Origin of the sequence: Vibrio celticus, from assembly GCF_024347335.1 — a bacterium.
Classification (GTDB): Bacteria; Pseudomonadota; Gammaproteobacteria; order Enterobacterales; family Vibrionaceae; genus Vibrio; species Vibrio celticus.
In genome coordinates this window covers 251,639-267,853 of sequence record NZ_AP025463.1, presented here as the reverse complement: position 1 = coordinate 267,853, position 16,215 = coordinate 251,639, and the positions used below count along the sequence as shown (strand labels likewise).

Sequence of the window (16,215 nt, the reverse complement as noted above, 5' to 3'; positions counted from 1 at the left end):
TCTAGATTTCCTTACACTAACGCAGTTAATGGCGCAAAACCATAACGTAAATTTAAACACTGCATCGCTTGGCTAGATGCACCCTTTAATAAGTTATCAATCGCTGAAACAACGATGATGTGTTGACCTTGAACCTTCCAACCTAAGTCGCAGAAAGGTGTCTGTTCTACATCTTGAATTCTTGGCAGTGTCTCTTCGAGTAGTCTCACTGCAGGTTTGCCTTGGTAAGCTTGCTCAAAGGCATCTTGTATCTGTTGTTCTGTCACGCCTTCAGCCAATTTCATGGTGATGGTCGCCAAAATACCGCGCTTAAAGTTGCCGAGGTGCGGAGTGAAAATCACATCACATCCTAAATGTGCAGCCATTTCAGGTTGATGACGGTGATTGAATACGCCATAAGCTTGCAGGCTCACTTCGCAGAAGCTGTTAACCATCGTCGCCTTGCGGCCCGCACCAGTCACACCACTAGTCGCGTTAATCACTGGCCATTGGTTTTCATCCAGTAACTTGGCTTCAACCAAAGGTTTAATCGCCAGTTGTGATGCCGTTGGGTAACAACCCGCGACAGCGACAAGCTGAGCTTCTTTAATTTCTTGTTCGTTCCATTCCGCTAAACCGTAAGCCGCTTTGTCTAGCCATTGTTCGTGTTGATGTTCAAAACCATAAAACTCTTGATAGAAGTTTTCGCCTTTAACTCTGAATGCACCCGATAGGTCGAAAACTTGGCAATCGTTCTCTAGAAAGATTGGCGCTAGGTCGTGACTGACTTCGTGTGCAGTGGCTAAGAAAATCACATCAGACTGTTTAGCTACTTCTTCCGGATTTGTTAAAGGTTGTACTGGCATATCAATCAAACCAGCTAACTTACCGTGCAGTGCCGCAATAGGTTTACCTGCGTCTACACTATTGGCTGAGACATATAAACCTGATAGCGTGAGCTCAGGGTGTCTGTTTATCATTAGAGCCAGTTCTGCTCCTGTGTAGCCGCTTGCGCCAATGATCGTGGTTTTCAACATCTCAACACATCCATTTCTGAGGTAAGTTACATTTCAAATTTGACTATTCATACTTAATTTTTAGCTTTATTTGATTTCTTATGCATTAAATATGATTTAATATGTGTTTTACCGACTTATGGTTTTCCTGTCAATAGTAGAAGTGAAGTTATTATGCAATTACCGAGTTTTCTTGAGGTCTACAAAGGCCTAATTTCCACAGACTCTATTAGCTCGACCGATCCAAGCTGGGATCATGGCAACGAGAAAGTGATCGAAAAAATGGCTCAATGGTTTAAAGACGTAGGCTTTAGCGTTGAAGTCGTGGAAGTCGAACCCGGCAAGCATAATATGGTCGCTAAGATGGGATCGGGCGAAGGTGGCTTGCTACTCGCAGGACACAGCGACACAGTGCCATTCGATGAAGGACGTTGGAACTTCGACCCTCACGCATTAACAGAGCACAACAATCGCTTCTATGGGTTAGGCACGGCCGATATGAAAGGCTTTTTCGCTTTCGTTTATGAAGCAGCAAAGAAGATGGATTGGAGCAAACAGACCAAGCCGCTATATGTATTGGCAACCTGTGACGAAGAGACCACCATGCTGGGTGCGCGTCATTTCACTGAAAATGCGCCGTTTAAACCGGATTACTGCATTATTGGTGAACCAACTAGCCTAGTGCCGATTCGTGGTCATAAAGGTCATGTCGCTAATGCTGTGCGAGTAACGGGTAAATCAGGTCACTCTTCTGATCCTGCATTAGGTGTCAACGCCATCGAGATCATGCATGAAGTGTTGTTCGCTTTAATGCAACTGCGTGACAAGCTAGTCAAAGAGTATCATCACCCGGGTTTCGCAATTCCAAGCCCAACGCTAAACCTTGGCCATATTCACGGTGGCGACAGTGCCAACCGTATCTGTGGTTGCTGTGAGCTGCACTATGATGTGCGTCCTTTGCCAGGTATCAGCCTAGATGGCTTGGATAACATGCTGCGCAGCGCACTCAAAGAAGTAGAAGCAAAATGGCCGGGGAGAATTGAGATTACTCCACTGCACGAACCTATTCCGGGTTACGAGTGCCAACACGACCATCCATTTATCGGTGGCATGGAATCCGTTTGTGAGATTGAATCACAAACCGTGAACTACTGTACTGAGGCACCTTTCCTTCAAGAACTTTGCCCAACCTTAGTTCTGGGTCCGGGCTCAATCGACCAAGCTCACCAACCAGATGAGTTCCTAAGCTTCGATTTTATCGATCCAACGATTGATGTTCTGAGTAAGTCGATCCGTAAATATTGTTTCTAGTTATTACTTTTCTTCCAATATTTTCGTATAAAAGCCACCCGAAAAGGCTGTCTCTTATACACAAATCCCTAAGCCACGGTTTAGGGATTTTTTTTGAACTAATTTTATGTTTCATGATCTGATCATCTAAACAATGACAAGGATGATTATCATGACTTATATAGAGCCAACCCTTTGGGCACAAAAGCAATTTGGTCAAGCCCGCCTCAATGACCCCAGACGTACTCAAAGACTCGTTGCTCTTGCAGCCTCATTGGCCGAGCAACCTGGCGCTCCTGTTTCTAAACTCATCATCTCCCCTGCTGATATGGAAGGGGCTTATCGCTTTATCCGTAATGAGCAAATCAAAGCAGAAGATATCGCAGAGGCGGGCTTTCATGTCACAGCACAAGAGGCTTTAGAGCAACAAACACTTCTTGCGTTAGAAGATACCACCTCTCTAAGTTACTCCCATCGCAGTATACGAGATGAGCTCGGGCACTCTAATCAAGGTAATCGACAGCGAGCGATGTTCGTTCACTCAACCTTGCTTTTTGCTCCCAAAACTCAAATGGTTGTTGGCTTAATTGAACAACAACGCTGGACCCGAGATATTGAAAAGCGTGGTCAAAGACGCCAGCACGCGACTCGACCGTACAAAGAAAAAGAAAGTTATAAATGGGAACAAGCATCTCGCCATGTCGCAGAGCGACTTGGCGAGAAAATCTCAGATGTTATTTCTGTGTGCGATAGAGAAGCAGACTTATTTGAATACCTCACTTACAAGCAAGAGCAACAACAAAGATTTCTCGTTCGCTCAATGCAAAGCCGCTGTATTGAAGAGCACGATAACCGCCTTTATAGCTATGCCTCTACCCTGTTATCAGCCGGAGAGAAAGTACTCGAAATACCGCAAAGGGGCGTAAAGCCCGAACAGCTCATCTAGACATAAAATATGCCCCGTAACACTGAAGACTCCCGCTAATAAAAAGAGTTCGATAACATCCCTCTCTACGTGGGGTGCATCGAGCAAGGAGAGAGTTGCGATAAGCTCGCTTGGCACTTACTCACTTCAGAGCCAGTAACGAGTAAGGAAGAGGCACTTAAAATCGTCAGTTATTATGAGCAACGTTGGCTAATTGAAGACTTCCATAAGGTCTGGAAAAGTGAAGGCACTCAAGTTGAGCAACTGAGAATGCAGAGTAAAGATAATTTAGAAAGGCTTAGCGTGATTTTAGCTTTTATCGCGATTCGGTTACTCCAGTTGAGGTTTATGAATAAATCAGATGAGCTATCTAAGACCAGTTGTGAGCAGATATTAAAAGGCAAAGCATGGAAGCTAATGTGGCTAAAGTTGGAGGGCGAAAAGCTACCAAAGGAAGCACCGAATATATCATGGGCTTACAATGGTATTGCACGGTTAGGTGGTTGGAAGAATACCAAGCGAACGGGTCGTGCTTCTATCAAGACGTTATGGCAAGGATGGTTTAGGTTACAAACCATCCTTGAAGGGTATGAACTCGCTAAGTCTCTTGATTAACCAGACTTGTGATCAAGAGACAGCCCGAAAAGGTGGCTTTTATTCTGTTATCCCTGACACAGCCTGATCTTGTAATTAAATTTCACTTTAATTCCGAACTATTGGGAAATTTACTTCTCCCGAATTTCGAAAACTAATAATTGCAAACTTAGAATGCTTTATTTGACTAGATACAGCACTTTTCGCTAGATTGTGTACTTAACAAGGAACAATGGATGTAATTTTTTTACGAGGCAGGATGACAATGAACGAGAAATACGCCGCTCTCAAGAGTAACGTAAGCATGCTGGGACGCTTGCTAGGTAACACAATCCAAGATGCACATGGTGACGTTATCTTAGAGAAAGTGGAGACTATCCGTAAACTTTCCAAATCCGCCCGCGCAGGCAACAAAGCTGACCGTGACAGCCTAGTTGAAGAAATCAAAAACCTGCCGAACGAACAACTCACTCCTGTTGCTCGTGCATTTAACCAATTTCTCAACCTCACCAACATGGCAGAGCAGTACCACACCATCTCTCGCCACTGTGAGGAGCATGTTTGCGAACCAGACGTGCTGCAATCTCTATTTTCCAAATTAAACCAAAACGACATCAGCAAGCTAGATGCGGCTCAAGCTGTTCGCGACCTGAACATTGAACTCGTTTTGACTGCACACCCAACAGAAATCACTCGTCGCACCATGATCAACAAGCTGGTTAAGATCAACGAGTGTCTGTCTAAATTAGAATTAAGCGACCTATCACACAAAGAGCGCGTGAAAACCGAACGTCGCCTAGAGCAACTTATCGCTCAAGGTTGGCACTCAGATGTGATTCGTCAACAACGCCCAACGCCACTTGATGAAGCTAAGTGGGGCTTTGCGGTTGTAGAAAACTCTCTATGGGAAGCAGTACCAGATTTTCTACGCGACATGGATGGCCGACTAAAAGGCTACCTTGGTGAAGGCCTGCCGATCGATGCACGCCCAGTACACTTCTCATCTTGGATGGGCGGTGACCGCGATGGTAACCCATTCGTAACGCACACCATCACTAAAGAAGTGCTGCGCCTATCTCGCTGGAAAGCTGCAGACCTTTACCTAGGCGACGTTAATGAGCTGATTACCGAGCTGTCGATGACTAAGTGTAATGATGCGGTTCGTGAACTAGCAGGTGATGAGCACGAAGCTTACCGTGCAATCCTTAAGAGCCTACGCACTCTGCTGAACAACACGCTAGAAGTGCTTGACGCAAAACTGCATGATGCTGAAGTACCGAAGAAAGAAACACTGCAGAACATCGACCAACTTTGGACACCACTTTACGCGTGTTACCAATCGCTGCACGAATGTGGCATGGGCGTAATCGCAGATGGTTCTCTGCTTGATACCCTACGTCGCCTAAAAGCATTCGGTGTGCATTTAGTTCGTCTCGATGTTCGTCAAGAAAGTACACGTCACTCAGATGTCCTATCTGAACTGACTCGCTACCTAGGCATTGGCGATTACGACCAGTGGAGCGAGCAAGACAAGATTGCTTTCTTAACCAATGAATTAAGCTCAAAACGCCCACTGCTACCGCGCGACTGGGAGCCATCTGAACAGGTCAAAGAGGTTTTAGACACCTGTAAGGTAATTGCAGCTCAACCTCGTGAAGCCTTCGGCGCTTATGTGATTTCTATGGCTCGTACTGCATCGGATGTACTGGCTGTTCACTTGCTTCTGCAAGAATGTGGTTGCCCATACCGCATGGACGTATGTCCACTGTTCGAAACGCTAGACGATTTGAACAACTCAGAAGCGGTAATGAAGCAGCTAATGAGCATCGACTTGTACCGTGGATTTATCCAGAACCACCAAATGGTGATGATCGGATACTCTGACTCAGCGAAAGATGCGGGCGTAATGTCTGCAGGCTGGGCTCAATACGATGCGATGGACAAACTGGTTAAGGTTTGCGACGAAGAAGGCATTGAACTGACTCTATTCCACGGTCGTGGCGGTACGGTTGGTCGTGGTGGGGCGCCAGCGCATGCAGCCCTACTTTCTCAGCCACCTAAGAGCTTGAAAGGCGGCTTACGTGTAACTGAGCAAGGCGAAATGATCCGCTTTAAGCTTGGCTTGCCAGATGTTGCCGTAAATAGCTTCAACCTATACGCGAGTGCGATTCTAGAAGCAAACCTTCTGCCACCACCAGAGCCTAAACAAGAGTGGCGCGACCTAATGGAAGTGCTGTCTCAAGTCTCTTGTGAGGCTTACCGTAACGTAGTTCGTGGCGAAGAGAAATTCGTACCTTACTTCCGTCAAGCTACACCTGAACTAGAGCTCGGCAAACTGCCTCTTGGTTCTCGCCCTGCGAAACGTAACCCGAATGGCGGAGTAGAAAGCCTACGTGCAATTCCATGGATCTTCTCTTGGAGCCAAAACCGTTTGGTACTTCCTGCTTGGTTAGGCGCTGGTGAAGCGATTCAATACTCAGTTGACCAAGGCCATCAAGCGCTACTTGAAGAGATGTGTCGTGAATGGCCATTCTTCTCAACTCGTCTGGGTATGTTGGAAATGGTGTACTCGAAGTGCAACATGGAAATTGCGAAGTACTACGACCAGCGTCTTGTTGATAAAGAACTACTGCCGTTAGGTGAGTTACTGCGTGAACAGCTGCAAAAAGACATCAAAGCGGTACTGAATGTAGAAAATAACGAGAACTTGATGCAGAGCGACCCTTGGGGGCTTGAGTCAATTCGCCTACGTAACATCTACGTTGAGCCACTAAACATGCTTCAAGCAGAGCTGCTTTACCGTACTCGTAAGTGTGAAACACCACCAGCAGAGCTAGAAGAAGCGCTAATGGTGACGATTGCAGGCATTGCAGCAGGTATGCGAAACACTGGTTAATTAGTGATTCCTACTATAACTTGATCAGCATTTATAACTAAAAAAAGAACAAAAGGTCGCCATGTGCGACCTTTTAATTTTTCAAAATAACTATTAACGAGTATTTTGTCAGTTTTTTGGGTTATTTTGTCCATGTATTCTACTTTATGCTTATTATTTAGATATACTACTGCTCCGCTGCGGAAGCACTCCAAAAAAATAATCTGCAGCAACTTGACCAATAAACTGGTCAACCTAGGTGATAAACGGCTTTGTAAGGTGACATAACCAACCGATGAGTTGGTGCTACTTAGACATAACCAATATAACGTGCCATTAGAAGCACACTTGTTGTTTAAGTATTTGTTTACTGTTTACCATTTGGATTTCAGACATGTCATTACCACACGTAATTCTAACCGTTTTAAGTACACGCGATGCTACTGGTTACGATATCACAAAAGAATTCTCCGCAAGCATTGGTTACTTCTGGAAAGCTAGCCATCAACAAGTTTACCGCGAGCTAAATAAAATGGCTCAGAACGACCAGGTAACTTGCGTGCTTGAGCCTCAAGAAGGCAAACCTGATCGTAAAGTTTACTCTATCACTGATGCTGGCCGTGGCGCGCTAGGTGAATGGTTTGAACAACCAACTGCACACCCAACCGTTCGTGACGAATTCTCAGCTAAGCTAATGGCTTGTGCTGTACAACCTTCTGACGCTTACCGTGTACAACTTGCTGAGCTAGTAGAAGAATCTCGCAAACTGGTTTCTCACTACCGTGAAATCGAAGCAGCTTACTACGCAACGCCATCAACACTAGACAAGCAAGCACGCCTTGAGCGTCTAACACTTCGTCGTAACCTACTTATCCGTGAAGCATGGATTGTATGGGCTGAAGAAGTACTGCTTGAACTTGGCGCTCTAGCTTAAGTTAAGCTAGAAGCTAGAAGCTAGAAGCTAGAAGCTAGAAGCTAGAAAAGCAAAAGGCTTGAACTCTATGAGTCCAAGCCTTTTTTGTATCTATAGGATTTGAAATGTTACTGCCAGAGGCTTTTTACAAGTGCTTAGGCTTTACTTCTTAGACTTTGCTTAAAGCGCAGCGACTTGTGGACGAACACCTAGCGTATGGCAAAGTGCGTAAGTCATTTCTGCACGATTTAGCGTGTAGAAGTGGAAATCTTTCACACCTTCACGGCTCAGCGTACGAACCATATCAATCGCTTGGCTGGCACCTACTAACTGACGAGTGGTTGGGTCATCATCCAAACCTTCGAACTGCTTCGCCATCCAGCCAGGTACTTTTACGTTGTTCATCGCTGCAAAGCGAGACGCTTGCTTGAAGTTAGAAACCGGTAAGATGCCCGGAACAATCTCAACATCCACACCTGCCGCGACACAACGGTCACGAAAACGTAGGTAGCTTTCTACATCGAAGAAGAACTGAGTGATTGCACGGTTAGCACCCGCATCTACTTTACGTTTTAGGTTAATAAGGTCAGATTGAGCGCTTTTTGCTTCAGGGTGAACCTCAGGGAATGCCGCTACTGAGATATCAAAATCGTGGCGAGATTTAAGTAGCTCAACCAAATCAGATGCGTACATCTCTGGCGCGCCGCCGCCTGCTGGAATGTCACCACGCAGCGCAACAATACTCTCGATACCATTTGCCCAGTAATCGTCGGCAATTTGAATCAGCTCTTCGCGGCTCGCATCAATACACGTTAGGTGCGGTGCTGCTACTAGACCAGTTTGGTTTTTAATTTCTTTAATGATTGAGTGGGTACGGTCACGTTCGCCCGAGTTTGCACCATAAGTTACCGATACAAATTTTGGTTGAAGTGTTTTAAGACGGTGAACAGAGTTCCACAGGGTCTCTTCCATCTTCTCACTGCTCGGTGGAAAAAACTCAAATGACACATTGATGTTGTCAGAAAGCTCAGCGATATTCTGATTTAAAGCGTCGATATGACTAGCGTGTGTGTATCCCATCTTACTCTCCCTGTGGCAAAAGCAACCACTAAAAACTCAAATCCTTAAACGACGTTTAGACGTCTATATGTCTGTAGAATGTATTGAATACGATTTAATGTCAACAGATCCATTATGAATTTTTCTCAAGTAGATCGTGAGTAAAACTCAAGTCGTTAAATGGGTCGCAAAGCAGAAATAATGTAGAAAAAAGGCTGAAAAACACATCGTGCTTTCAGCCTCATTTATCTTAGTGAATAGTATGTTATTTAGACACTAAACCAACCGATCTGAAAATCAAAACAGGCTAGACATTCTGTTTAGGTCAGATTGAATTGCGCCAGCAGTGACTTCACGTCCTGCACCTGGGCCACGGATAACCAATGGATTATCTTTGTACCATTTGCTCTCAATCGCAAAGATATTATCGCAAGGCAACAAGTTCGCCAGAGCGTGTTCTTTAGATAGCGCTTCAACGCCTACGGTTGCCTTACCGTTCTTCTCCAAACGTGCTACGTAACGCAGAACTTTCTGTTGAGAGTGCGCTTTCTCTAAACGCTCAGCCAACTCTTCGCTTAGAACAGAAGCTTTGTCGAAGAATTCATCCACTGATAGATCTTGCAGCTCTTCAGGTACGAGCGATTCCACTTTTACGTTTTCAGGTTCGATATCCAAACCCGATTCACGCGCTAGAATCACCAGCTTACGCATCACGTCTGATCCATCAAGGTCAGCACGAGGGTCAGGTTCCGTCAGGCCTTGTTGCCACGCTAAATCGACCAACTCGTTGAATGGCACGGTGCCATCAAACTGTTGGAACAACCAAGACAGCGTGCCTGAGAAGATGCCTGACAACGCAATAATGTCATCGCCACTTTCACGTAGGTCACGTACCGTGTGGTTAATCGGCAATCCAGCACCCACTGTCGCGTTGTACAACCAATGACGGCTGATCTTAGCGAAAGCATCTTGTACTTGATGGTAATACTCGCTCGATGCAGAACCTGCCACCTTGTTCGCCGAGATTAGGTGAATACCTTGTTGTGCGATTTGCAGATACTTTGCTGCAAGCACTGGGCTCGCAGTCACATCCAGAACCACTGCTTCGTCATAACCTTGAATAGAGCCCAAACGCTCTAACCAGTCGTTACCATTGTTAGCAATCGCTTCGTCGTCAAAGCGCTTACCTACCGAAGTCGCATCAATGCCTTGATCGTCGAACCAATAGGTTTGGCTATCAACCACGGCAACCAATTCAAAGTTCATTCCACGGCGCTTTTCAAGTTCCGCTTTTTGCTCAGCAAACAGGCTTAACCAGCTTGAACCAATATTGCCCTTACCACACAAGGCAATCGCAACACGCTTCTGCGCTTGGAACAGTTGAGAATGAATGCCTTTCACTAGACTTGATGTTTCACTCTTACGAATCACAGCCACCAAGCTTAAGCCTGAGTTCGCTTCTGAGATGAACTCAACCGGAGAGCTCTTAAGCTGCTGGTAGAAACCGTAGCAATGGTTCGGGTTCTTAGTCACACCCGCACCCACTGCAGCAATCAGAGAGAAACCTTCTTTTAGCTTAATCTCAGCTTCAATCGCATGGTCTTGGAGATATTCTAATGCACCACCAGCGATCTCTTCTGTGTAGGCAAGACGCAAACAGTGTTGATCCGGTTCAAGCTCATAAGCAAGCGGCTCAAGTTGAGCACGCTTAAGCCCTTCCAGCACTTCACTCTCTAGACGGTCGAAATCATGGCCGTGACCAAAGGTCAGTTGCACGATAAGCACTTCATCCAAAGAGGTAATGATTTTTGCGCCACGACCCGATGCCAGTACACGCTCGATCTGTGTAGAGCCCGCCTCCGGCTGATAGCTGCAGCGTAAGCTGAGATCCATAGCACTTTGAGCCACAGGCTGTAGCGTTCGGCTGTGAAGCACTGGAGCGGCAAGACGAGCCAATTCGCTGGCTTCATCAAGGCGAAGTAGAGGCAATAGACACGCATCTGAAACCAGACGAGGGTCAGCGCTGTAAACGCCCGCCACATCACTCCAAATCGTCACGCGTTCAACTTCAGCCAAAGCACCAATCACGGTCGCTGAGTAATCCGAACCGTTGCGGCCAAGCAGTACGGTTTCACCCTCGCAGTTCTGAGCCATAAAGCCCGTAATCACCACGCGGCAATGTGCATGCTGCGCCAGAGCTTCTTTAATCAGAGGGTAAGAACGTGCGCGGTCGACTTCAGGCTGAGCGCCCACTTCTGCACGTAAAAAAGCACGCGCATCTTGAGCAACGGCTTGTAAATCATGTTGGCACAACAAAGCCGCGAGTAGACGTGAAGACCAAACCTCACCGTGTCCAAGCACTTTTGCTTTTTGTGCTTCGCTCAAGGGAGCCGTTAGCTCACCCAAAGCGGTAAATTCTTGTTGAATAGTTGCAGTAAGTTGCGAGGCAGCTTCACCTTCAAGCAGTGCTTCAATCAGATCGAGTTGGAACTGACGAAGTGCTTGTAGGCATTCATGGGCAATACGACCATCTTTGTCGAGCGCTTCAACAAATTCAATTAAACGGTTGGTTGTTTTGCCTGCTGCCGATACCACCACCAAATCAGATGCTGATGAGTATTCTCTAAGAATGTTGACCACGCGTTGGTAACATTCAGGATTCGCTAAACTGCTGCCACCAAATTTATGTAGCTGGCGAAAGGTTGCCATTATTAACCCTCCTCTTCAGCGATAAAGCGCTGTGTCTTTTCAAACGCTTGCTTGAGGTCATCGATTAGGTCTTCTGCATCTTCAAGGCCAACAGATAGACGCAGTAGTTGCTGAGAAACACCCGCTTCTGCTAATGCTTCTTCGCCCATCGCGCGGTGAGTCATAGACGCAGGGTGACAAATCAGGCTTTCAACGCCGCCCAATGATTCTGCCAAAGAAAACAGCTCTAACTTATCAACAAAGTATTTAAGCGCCTCGAATGAGCCCGCAAACTCAAAGCTGAGCATTGAGCCAAAGCCCGATTGCTGTTTCTTCGCGATATCATGCCCCGGATGTTCGGGAAGGCTTGGGTGGTAAATAGTGCCGACAAGATCTTGTTTCTGTAGAGACGCTAGAATCTCACGTGAGCTTTCTTCGTGAACTCGCATACGCGCACCTAGCGTACGAATACCACGTAAAGTCATGTAGCTATCAAATGGTGTGCCGGTCGCACCAATACAGTTACCCCACCACGCTAGCTCTTCAGCATGCTCTTCTGTCTTAGTGACCACAACGCCACCAATCACATCTGAGTGTCCGTTGATGTACTTGGTTGTAGAGTGGATAACAAAATCAGCACCCAGCTCTAAAGGCTTTTGGAACACAGGTGTCAAAAACGTGTTGTCGACAGCAACCAGAGCACCAACCTCTTTCGCTTTGCGGCAAGTTTCTGCAATATCAACCACACGAACCAGTGGATTCGATGGGGTTTCAATTAAGATCAACTTTGGCTTAAGCGCGATCGCCGCATCCAGAGCAGCTTGATCCGATTGATCAACGAACAGAACTTTGAAGTCACCTTTTAGCGAGCGAGTGTTAAACAGGCGGTAAGTACCACCGTAGCAGTCGTGCGGTGCAATAATAAGATCATCGCCGCCTAAGAAAGCCGAAACCCATAAGTTAAGCGCCGAAGTACCACAGTTAGTCACAACCGCGCCTTTGCCTGATTCAAGCTCAAACAGTGCCGTCTCTAATAAACCGCGGTTTGGGTTACCAGAACGGGTGTAATCGTACTTTGGCACTTCACCAAAAGCGGGAAACCCATAGTTAGTCGAAAGATAAATGGGTGGGACAACGGCATGGTGTTGCGTGTCTGACTCGATACCAGTACGTACTGCGATTGTTGCTGGCTTCCGGCTGCTCATAGGTGCTTCCTTACAAGTTTTGCGTCTGAGAATCACAGCTGCTTGTCGGCATTTTTCGGCTGTGTTAGATATATGTTATTCACTTTACTTTCATAAACGTGAGACGTCAACACTTCTAGACGTCTATATGTCTTTGCTTATGGCAGTAAATCCCGCTAAAATCACCACTATTAATTTATTCTAACAACTAAAGTGATGAAGGTACGCAATGGCCGACTGGAATGGTGAATACATAAGCCCATATGCTGAGCATGGAAAGAAAAGCGAACAAGTAAAGAAAATTACAGTTTCTATCCCTCTAAAAGTGTTAAAGGTTCTTACTGACGAGCGTACTCGCCGCCAGATTAATAACCTACGCCATGCAACAAACAGTGAGCTACTGTGCGAAGCCTTTCTACATGCGTACACAGGCCAACCACTACCAACGGATGAAGACCTTCGTAAAGACCGCCCAGACGATATTCCTGCTGAAGTGAAAAAGCTGATGACAGAGATGGGTATCGAGTTCGAAGCGTTTGACGAAGAATAAAAACAACTCAGTCACTGCCTTCATTATTGATTCGCTCTAGCTGAACCTTATTTATCACATCGCGCATAGCTTTTTATGATTGCGCTGTGAATGATAGACATAAAAAAACCGACTCCAGATGAGTTAATGCCGATCAGTTAAAGCCAAAGTGATCGGTTGAACGATCCTTCAGAGCTGTCAAAATCCAAGTGTATTTAATGCACTTGGATTTTTTTATGGATGTTTCTCAAGCTCTAAACATAATTAATGATTGGAAACCTAGCAACGTTGAAACTTTGTCTGACTTGCTTCCAATTGACCTCATCGACGAAGCTTATTCTCTTACTGATACCGTCACGATGAGAAAGAGGAAATTAACTTTAGAATCCATGGTGTGGCTGCTTGTTGGAATGGCTATCTATAACAGTAAATCCATGAAAGATTTAGTGAACCAACTTGATATTGTCGACCGTACAGGTAAAGCTTTTGTCGCACCAAGTGCGTTAACTCAACGTCGAAAGACGTTGGGTGAAGACGCAATTAAAGCGGTCTTTGAGCGAATGACTACGTCATGGTTAAAAAGTGCAAAGTTACCCCAGTGGAATGGATTAACGCTTCTTGGCGTCGATGGAGTTGTTTGGCGAACGCCCGATAACCCGCAAAATGAAAAGGCATTTTCTCGACAAAAAGGGACGCAATATCCGCAAGTGAGAATGGTCTGCCAAATGGAACTAAGCAGTCACATTATTACGGCCAGTGCCTTTGATAATTACAATACAAACGAAATGATATTAGCTGAAAAACTGATAGAAACAACACCAAACCATAGCGTGACAATGTTCGATAAGGGATTCTATTCTTTAGGCTTATTACATAAATGGCAAGACTCTGGCTCAGAGCGTCATTGGCTTATCCCCCTCAAGAAAAATACACAATATGACATTGTTCAATCTTTAGGGCGAAATGACAAACTGGTTCAATTACACAGTAACCCAAGGGCTAGAAAGCTATGGCCTGATTTACCAAAGTCGATAACCGCTCGACTTGTCACTCGTAAAATTAAAGGAAAAGACTACCAAGTATTAACCTCCATGACGGACTCCCTGCGTTACCCATCAAAAGATATTGCAGGCCTTTATGAACATCGTTGGGAAATTGAGCTAGGCTACCGAGAGCAGAAACAATACATGCTTGGAAATCGTCTCACGCTGCGAAGTCGTTTACCAGAACTGGTAAAGCAGGAGTTATGGGGCATCTTGCTTACTTACAATTTAATCCGATACCAGATGGTCGAGCTCTGCTTCAATCTAAAGGGAAATTACCTTCCTTATCAACTCAGTTTTAACGGCACATTAGCTCATGTATCTGCGTTACTTGTAGGCTTACCTTACTCAACACCAGGCGCAATACCTCGTCAGCTAAAGGGGTTCCACAACATGGCTGAAAGCTTAATACTTGAAGGGCGAAGGGAAAGGACATTCCCTAGAACAGTTAAACCCAGACCACAACGGTATGCTAAGAACAAAAATGCCGTTCACTCTTAAGTGAACGGCATTACTCCAGATGAGTCGGTTTTTTATTATTCTTTTTGGCTCAATAGAGCAACAGCTATTAAGCCATATAGTTAGCAGGCATCTCGATACGAGCTACGCCAGATTCAACAGCCGCTTCCGCAACTGCTCGTGCTACGCGAGGAAGTAGACGTGGGTCCATTGGCTTAGGAATGATGTAACCCTTACCGAACTCCAGTGCAGTCTCGCCCGCAGCTGCTAGTACTTCAGCTGGAACTTCTTCTTTCGCCAGTTCACGAATCGCTTTAACCGCCGCTAGCTTCATTTCGTCATTAATTTCGCTCGCACGCACGTCTAGTGCACCACGGAAAATGAATGGGAAACAAAGTACGTTGTTTACTTGGTTAGGGTAATCACTGCGGCCTGTACCCATGATTAGGTCAGAACGAACTTCGTGTGCAAGCTCAGGCTTGATCTCTGGATCTGGGTTTGAACATGCAAACACAACAGGCTTATCAGCCATCAGCGTTAGTGCTTCAGCAGGCAGTAGATTCGGGCCCGATACACCCAAGAACAGGTCAGCGCCTTCGATAACATCTTCAAGCGTGCGCTTGTCCGTGTTATTTGCGAACAGCTCTTTGTATTCGTTTAGGTCATCACGACGAGTGTGGATCACACCTTTACGGTCAAGCATGTAGATTTTTTCACGCTGAGCGCCACACTTAATCAGTAGTTCCATACAAGCAACCGCCGCTGCGCCAGCACCTAAACAAACAATCTTACACTCTTCAAGTTTCTTACCTTGAAGCTCGATCGCGTTCAGCATACCCGCTGCCGTTACAATCGCTGTACCGTGTTGGTCATCGTGGAATACCGGCACATCACAACGTTCAATCAGGCGACGTTCAATCTCAAAACAGTCTGGTGCTTTGATGTCTTCTAGGTTAATACCGCCGAATGTATCTGCGATATTCGCAACCGTATCAACGAACTCATCGATTGTGCGGTGTTTCACTTCAATATCGATAGAATCTAAACCAGCAAAACGCTTAAACAGGAGCGCTTTACCTTCCATAACTGGTTTAGAGGCAATAGGGCCAAGGTTACCTAGGCCAAGAATCGCTGTACCGTTAGAGATAACTGCAACCATGTTGCCTTTACCTGTGTACTTATAAACGTTATCAACGTTCTGTGCGATCTCGCGAACAGGCTCAGCCACGCCTGGGCTGTATGCAAGTGCTAGGTCTTCTGCAGAGTTTGCAGGCTTCGTCAGTTCTACGGCAATTTTGCCTGGAATTGGGAACTCATGGTAATCAAGAGCTTGCTGACGGAATTGTTCTTGAGGTGATAATTCTTGAGAGGATTGAGCTTGGCTGCTGTCTTCAGACATAGGTGTAGGTTCCTAGGATATTATTATTTGGGGGATCTTGTTCATGTTAATGGATGTACTTCAAAGTTCCTAGGTGGTTGAAGCCTCTGTCTCATTAAAAAACGAGATTTCACTACTAATAAGACCAGTGAGCAGTTGAAATTACTATCGCTTGTTGAAGTTTCGTGCTGAATTTTGGTGAAGAGAGATACGCAAGGAATTGCCCTGAAATAGAATAGAGAGGCAACTTATCGTTGGGTGAGAGTGATGCTTGAATAGAAGT

10 protein-coding genes and 1 pseudogene are annotated in these 16,215 nt (G+C 45.7%); 6 read left to right on the top strand and 5 right to left on the bottom strand.

The window, feature by feature from the left end; all coding sequences use genetic code 11:
* Positions 1–11: 11 nt before the first annotated feature.
* The gene (gene argC, locus OCV19_RS01200; RefSeq protein ID WP_017063685.1) at positions 12–1,016 is read right to left on the bottom strand and encodes an N-acetyl-gamma-glutamyl-phosphate reductase; all 1,005 of its coding nucleotides are present in this window, start codon (positions 1,014–1,016) and stop codon (positions 12–14) included.
* A gap of 153 nt (positions 1,017–1,169) precedes the next feature.
* On the opposite strand from argC, the gene argE reads away from it, so the two are divergent.
* The 4 genes and pseudogenes from argE (at position 1,170) to OCV19_RS01180 (ending at position 7,613) form a co-directional block, all read left to right on the top strand.
* Positions 1,170–2,306 carry an acetylornithine deacetylase gene (gene argE / locus OCV19_RS01195; protein WP_004729680.1) on the top strand — a complete coding sequence of 379 codons (1,137 nt, stop codon included), beginning with the start codon at positions 1,170–1,172 and terminating at the stop codon, positions 2,304–2,306.
* A gap of 133 nt (positions 2,307–2,439) precedes the next feature.
* Positions 2,440–3,825 (top strand): annotated as a pseudogene (locus tag OCV19_RS01190) (IS4 family transposase).
* Between the two features lie 238 nt (positions 3,826–4,063).
* Positions 4,064–6,700, top strand: a complete 2,637-nt coding sequence (gene ppc / locus OCV19_RS01185) for a phosphoenolpyruvate carboxylase (RefSeq protein WP_170926842.1) — start codon at positions 4,064–4,066, stop codon at positions 6,698–6,700.
* Positions 6,701–7,073: 373 nt separating this feature from the next.
* Positions 7,074–7,613: a PadR family transcriptional regulator gene (locus tag OCV19_RS01180; RefSeq protein ID WP_017061141.1), complete on the top strand. Its 540-nt coding sequence runs from the start codon at positions 7,074–7,076 to the stop codon at positions 7,611–7,613.
* A 159-nt stretch (positions 7,614–7,772) separates the two neighbouring features.
* Here OCV19_RS01180 and metF read toward each other — a convergent pair whose 3' ends face one another.
* From metF to OCV19_RS01165, 3 genes are all read right to left on the bottom strand, one after another.
* Entirely contained in the window at positions 7,773–8,672 is a 900-nt protein-coding gene (gene metF, locus OCV19_RS01175; protein ID WP_004729683.1) for a methylenetetrahydrofolate reductase, read from the bottom strand.
* 276 nt (positions 8,673–8,948) lie between these two features.
* Positions 8,949–11,360 (bottom strand): bifunctional aspartate kinase/homoserine dehydrogenase II, encoded by a 2,412-nt coding sequence (locus tag OCV19_RS01170; RefSeq protein ID WP_065677290.1) that lies wholly within the window; start codon positions 11,358–11,360, stop codon positions 8,949–8,951.
* Between the two features lie 2 nt (positions 11,361–11,362).
* A complete protein-coding gene (locus tag OCV19_RS01165) occupies positions 11,363–12,544 on the bottom strand; it encodes an O-succinylhomoserine (thiol)-lyase (protein WP_065677289.1) in 1,182 nt (393 codons plus the stop codon).
* A 208-nt stretch (positions 12,545–12,752) separates the two neighbouring features.
* Here OCV19_RS01165 and metJ point away from each other — a divergent pair, with 208 nt between their 5' ends.
* Together metJ and OCV19_RS01155 are read left to right on the top strand one after the other, a co-directional pair.
* Complete coding sequence (gene metJ / locus OCV19_RS01160) at positions 12,753–13,073, top strand: met regulon transcriptional regulator MetJ (protein ID WP_004415993.1); 321 nt, start codon at positions 12,753–12,755, stop codon at positions 13,071–13,073.
* 215 nt (positions 13,074–13,288) lie between these two features.
* Positions 13,289–14,596 (top strand): IS4 family transposase, encoded by a 1,308-nt coding sequence (locus tag OCV19_RS01155; RefSeq protein ID WP_086738414.1) that lies wholly within the window; start codon positions 13,289–13,291, stop codon positions 14,594–14,596.
* 67 nt (positions 14,597–14,663) lie between these two features.
* Here the strand turns inward: OCV19_RS01155 and OCV19_RS01150 are convergent, their stop codons facing one another.
* Entirely contained in the window at positions 14,664–15,953 is a 1,290-nt protein-coding gene (locus OCV19_RS01150; protein WP_017061144.1) for a malic enzyme-like NAD(P)-binding protein, read from the bottom strand.
* Positions 15,954–16,215 lie beyond the last annotated feature (262 nt).

Coding starts and splice junctions, on each gene's coding strand:
- argC (WP_017063685.1), bottom strand. CDS start 1,016: ATGTTGAAAACCACGATCATTGGCGCAAGCGGCTACACAGGAGCAGAA.
- argE (WP_004729680.1), top strand. CDS start 1,170: ATGCAATTACCGAGTTTTCTTGAGGTCTACAAAGGCCTAATTTCCACA.
- ppc (WP_170926842.1), top strand. CDS start 4,064: ATGACAATGAACGAGAAATACGCCGCTCTCAAGAGTAACGTAAGCATG.
- OCV19_RS01180 (WP_017061141.1), top strand. CDS start 7,074: ATGTCATTACCACACGTAATTCTAACCGTTTTAAGTACACGCGATGCT.
- metF (WP_004729683.1), bottom strand. CDS start 8,672: ATGGGATACACACACGCTAGTCATATCGACGCTTTAAATCAGAATATC.
- OCV19_RS01170 (WP_065677290.1), bottom strand. CDS start 11,360: ATGGCAACCTTTCGCCAGCTACATAAATTTGGTGGCAGCAGTTTAGCG.
- OCV19_RS01165 (WP_065677289.1), bottom strand. CDS start 12,544: ATGAGCAGCCGGAAGCCAGCAACAATCGCAGTACGTACTGGTATCGAG.
- metJ (WP_004415993.1), top strand. CDS start 12,753: ATGGCCGACTGGAATGGTGAATACATAAGCCCATATGCTGAGCATGGA.
- OCV19_RS01155 (WP_086738414.1), top strand. CDS start 13,289: ATGGATGTTTCTCAAGCTCTAAACATAATTAATGATTGGAAACCTAGC.
- OCV19_RS01150 (WP_017061144.1), bottom strand. CDS start 15,953: ATGTCTGAAGACAGCAGCCAAGCTCAATCCTCTCAAGAATTATCACCT.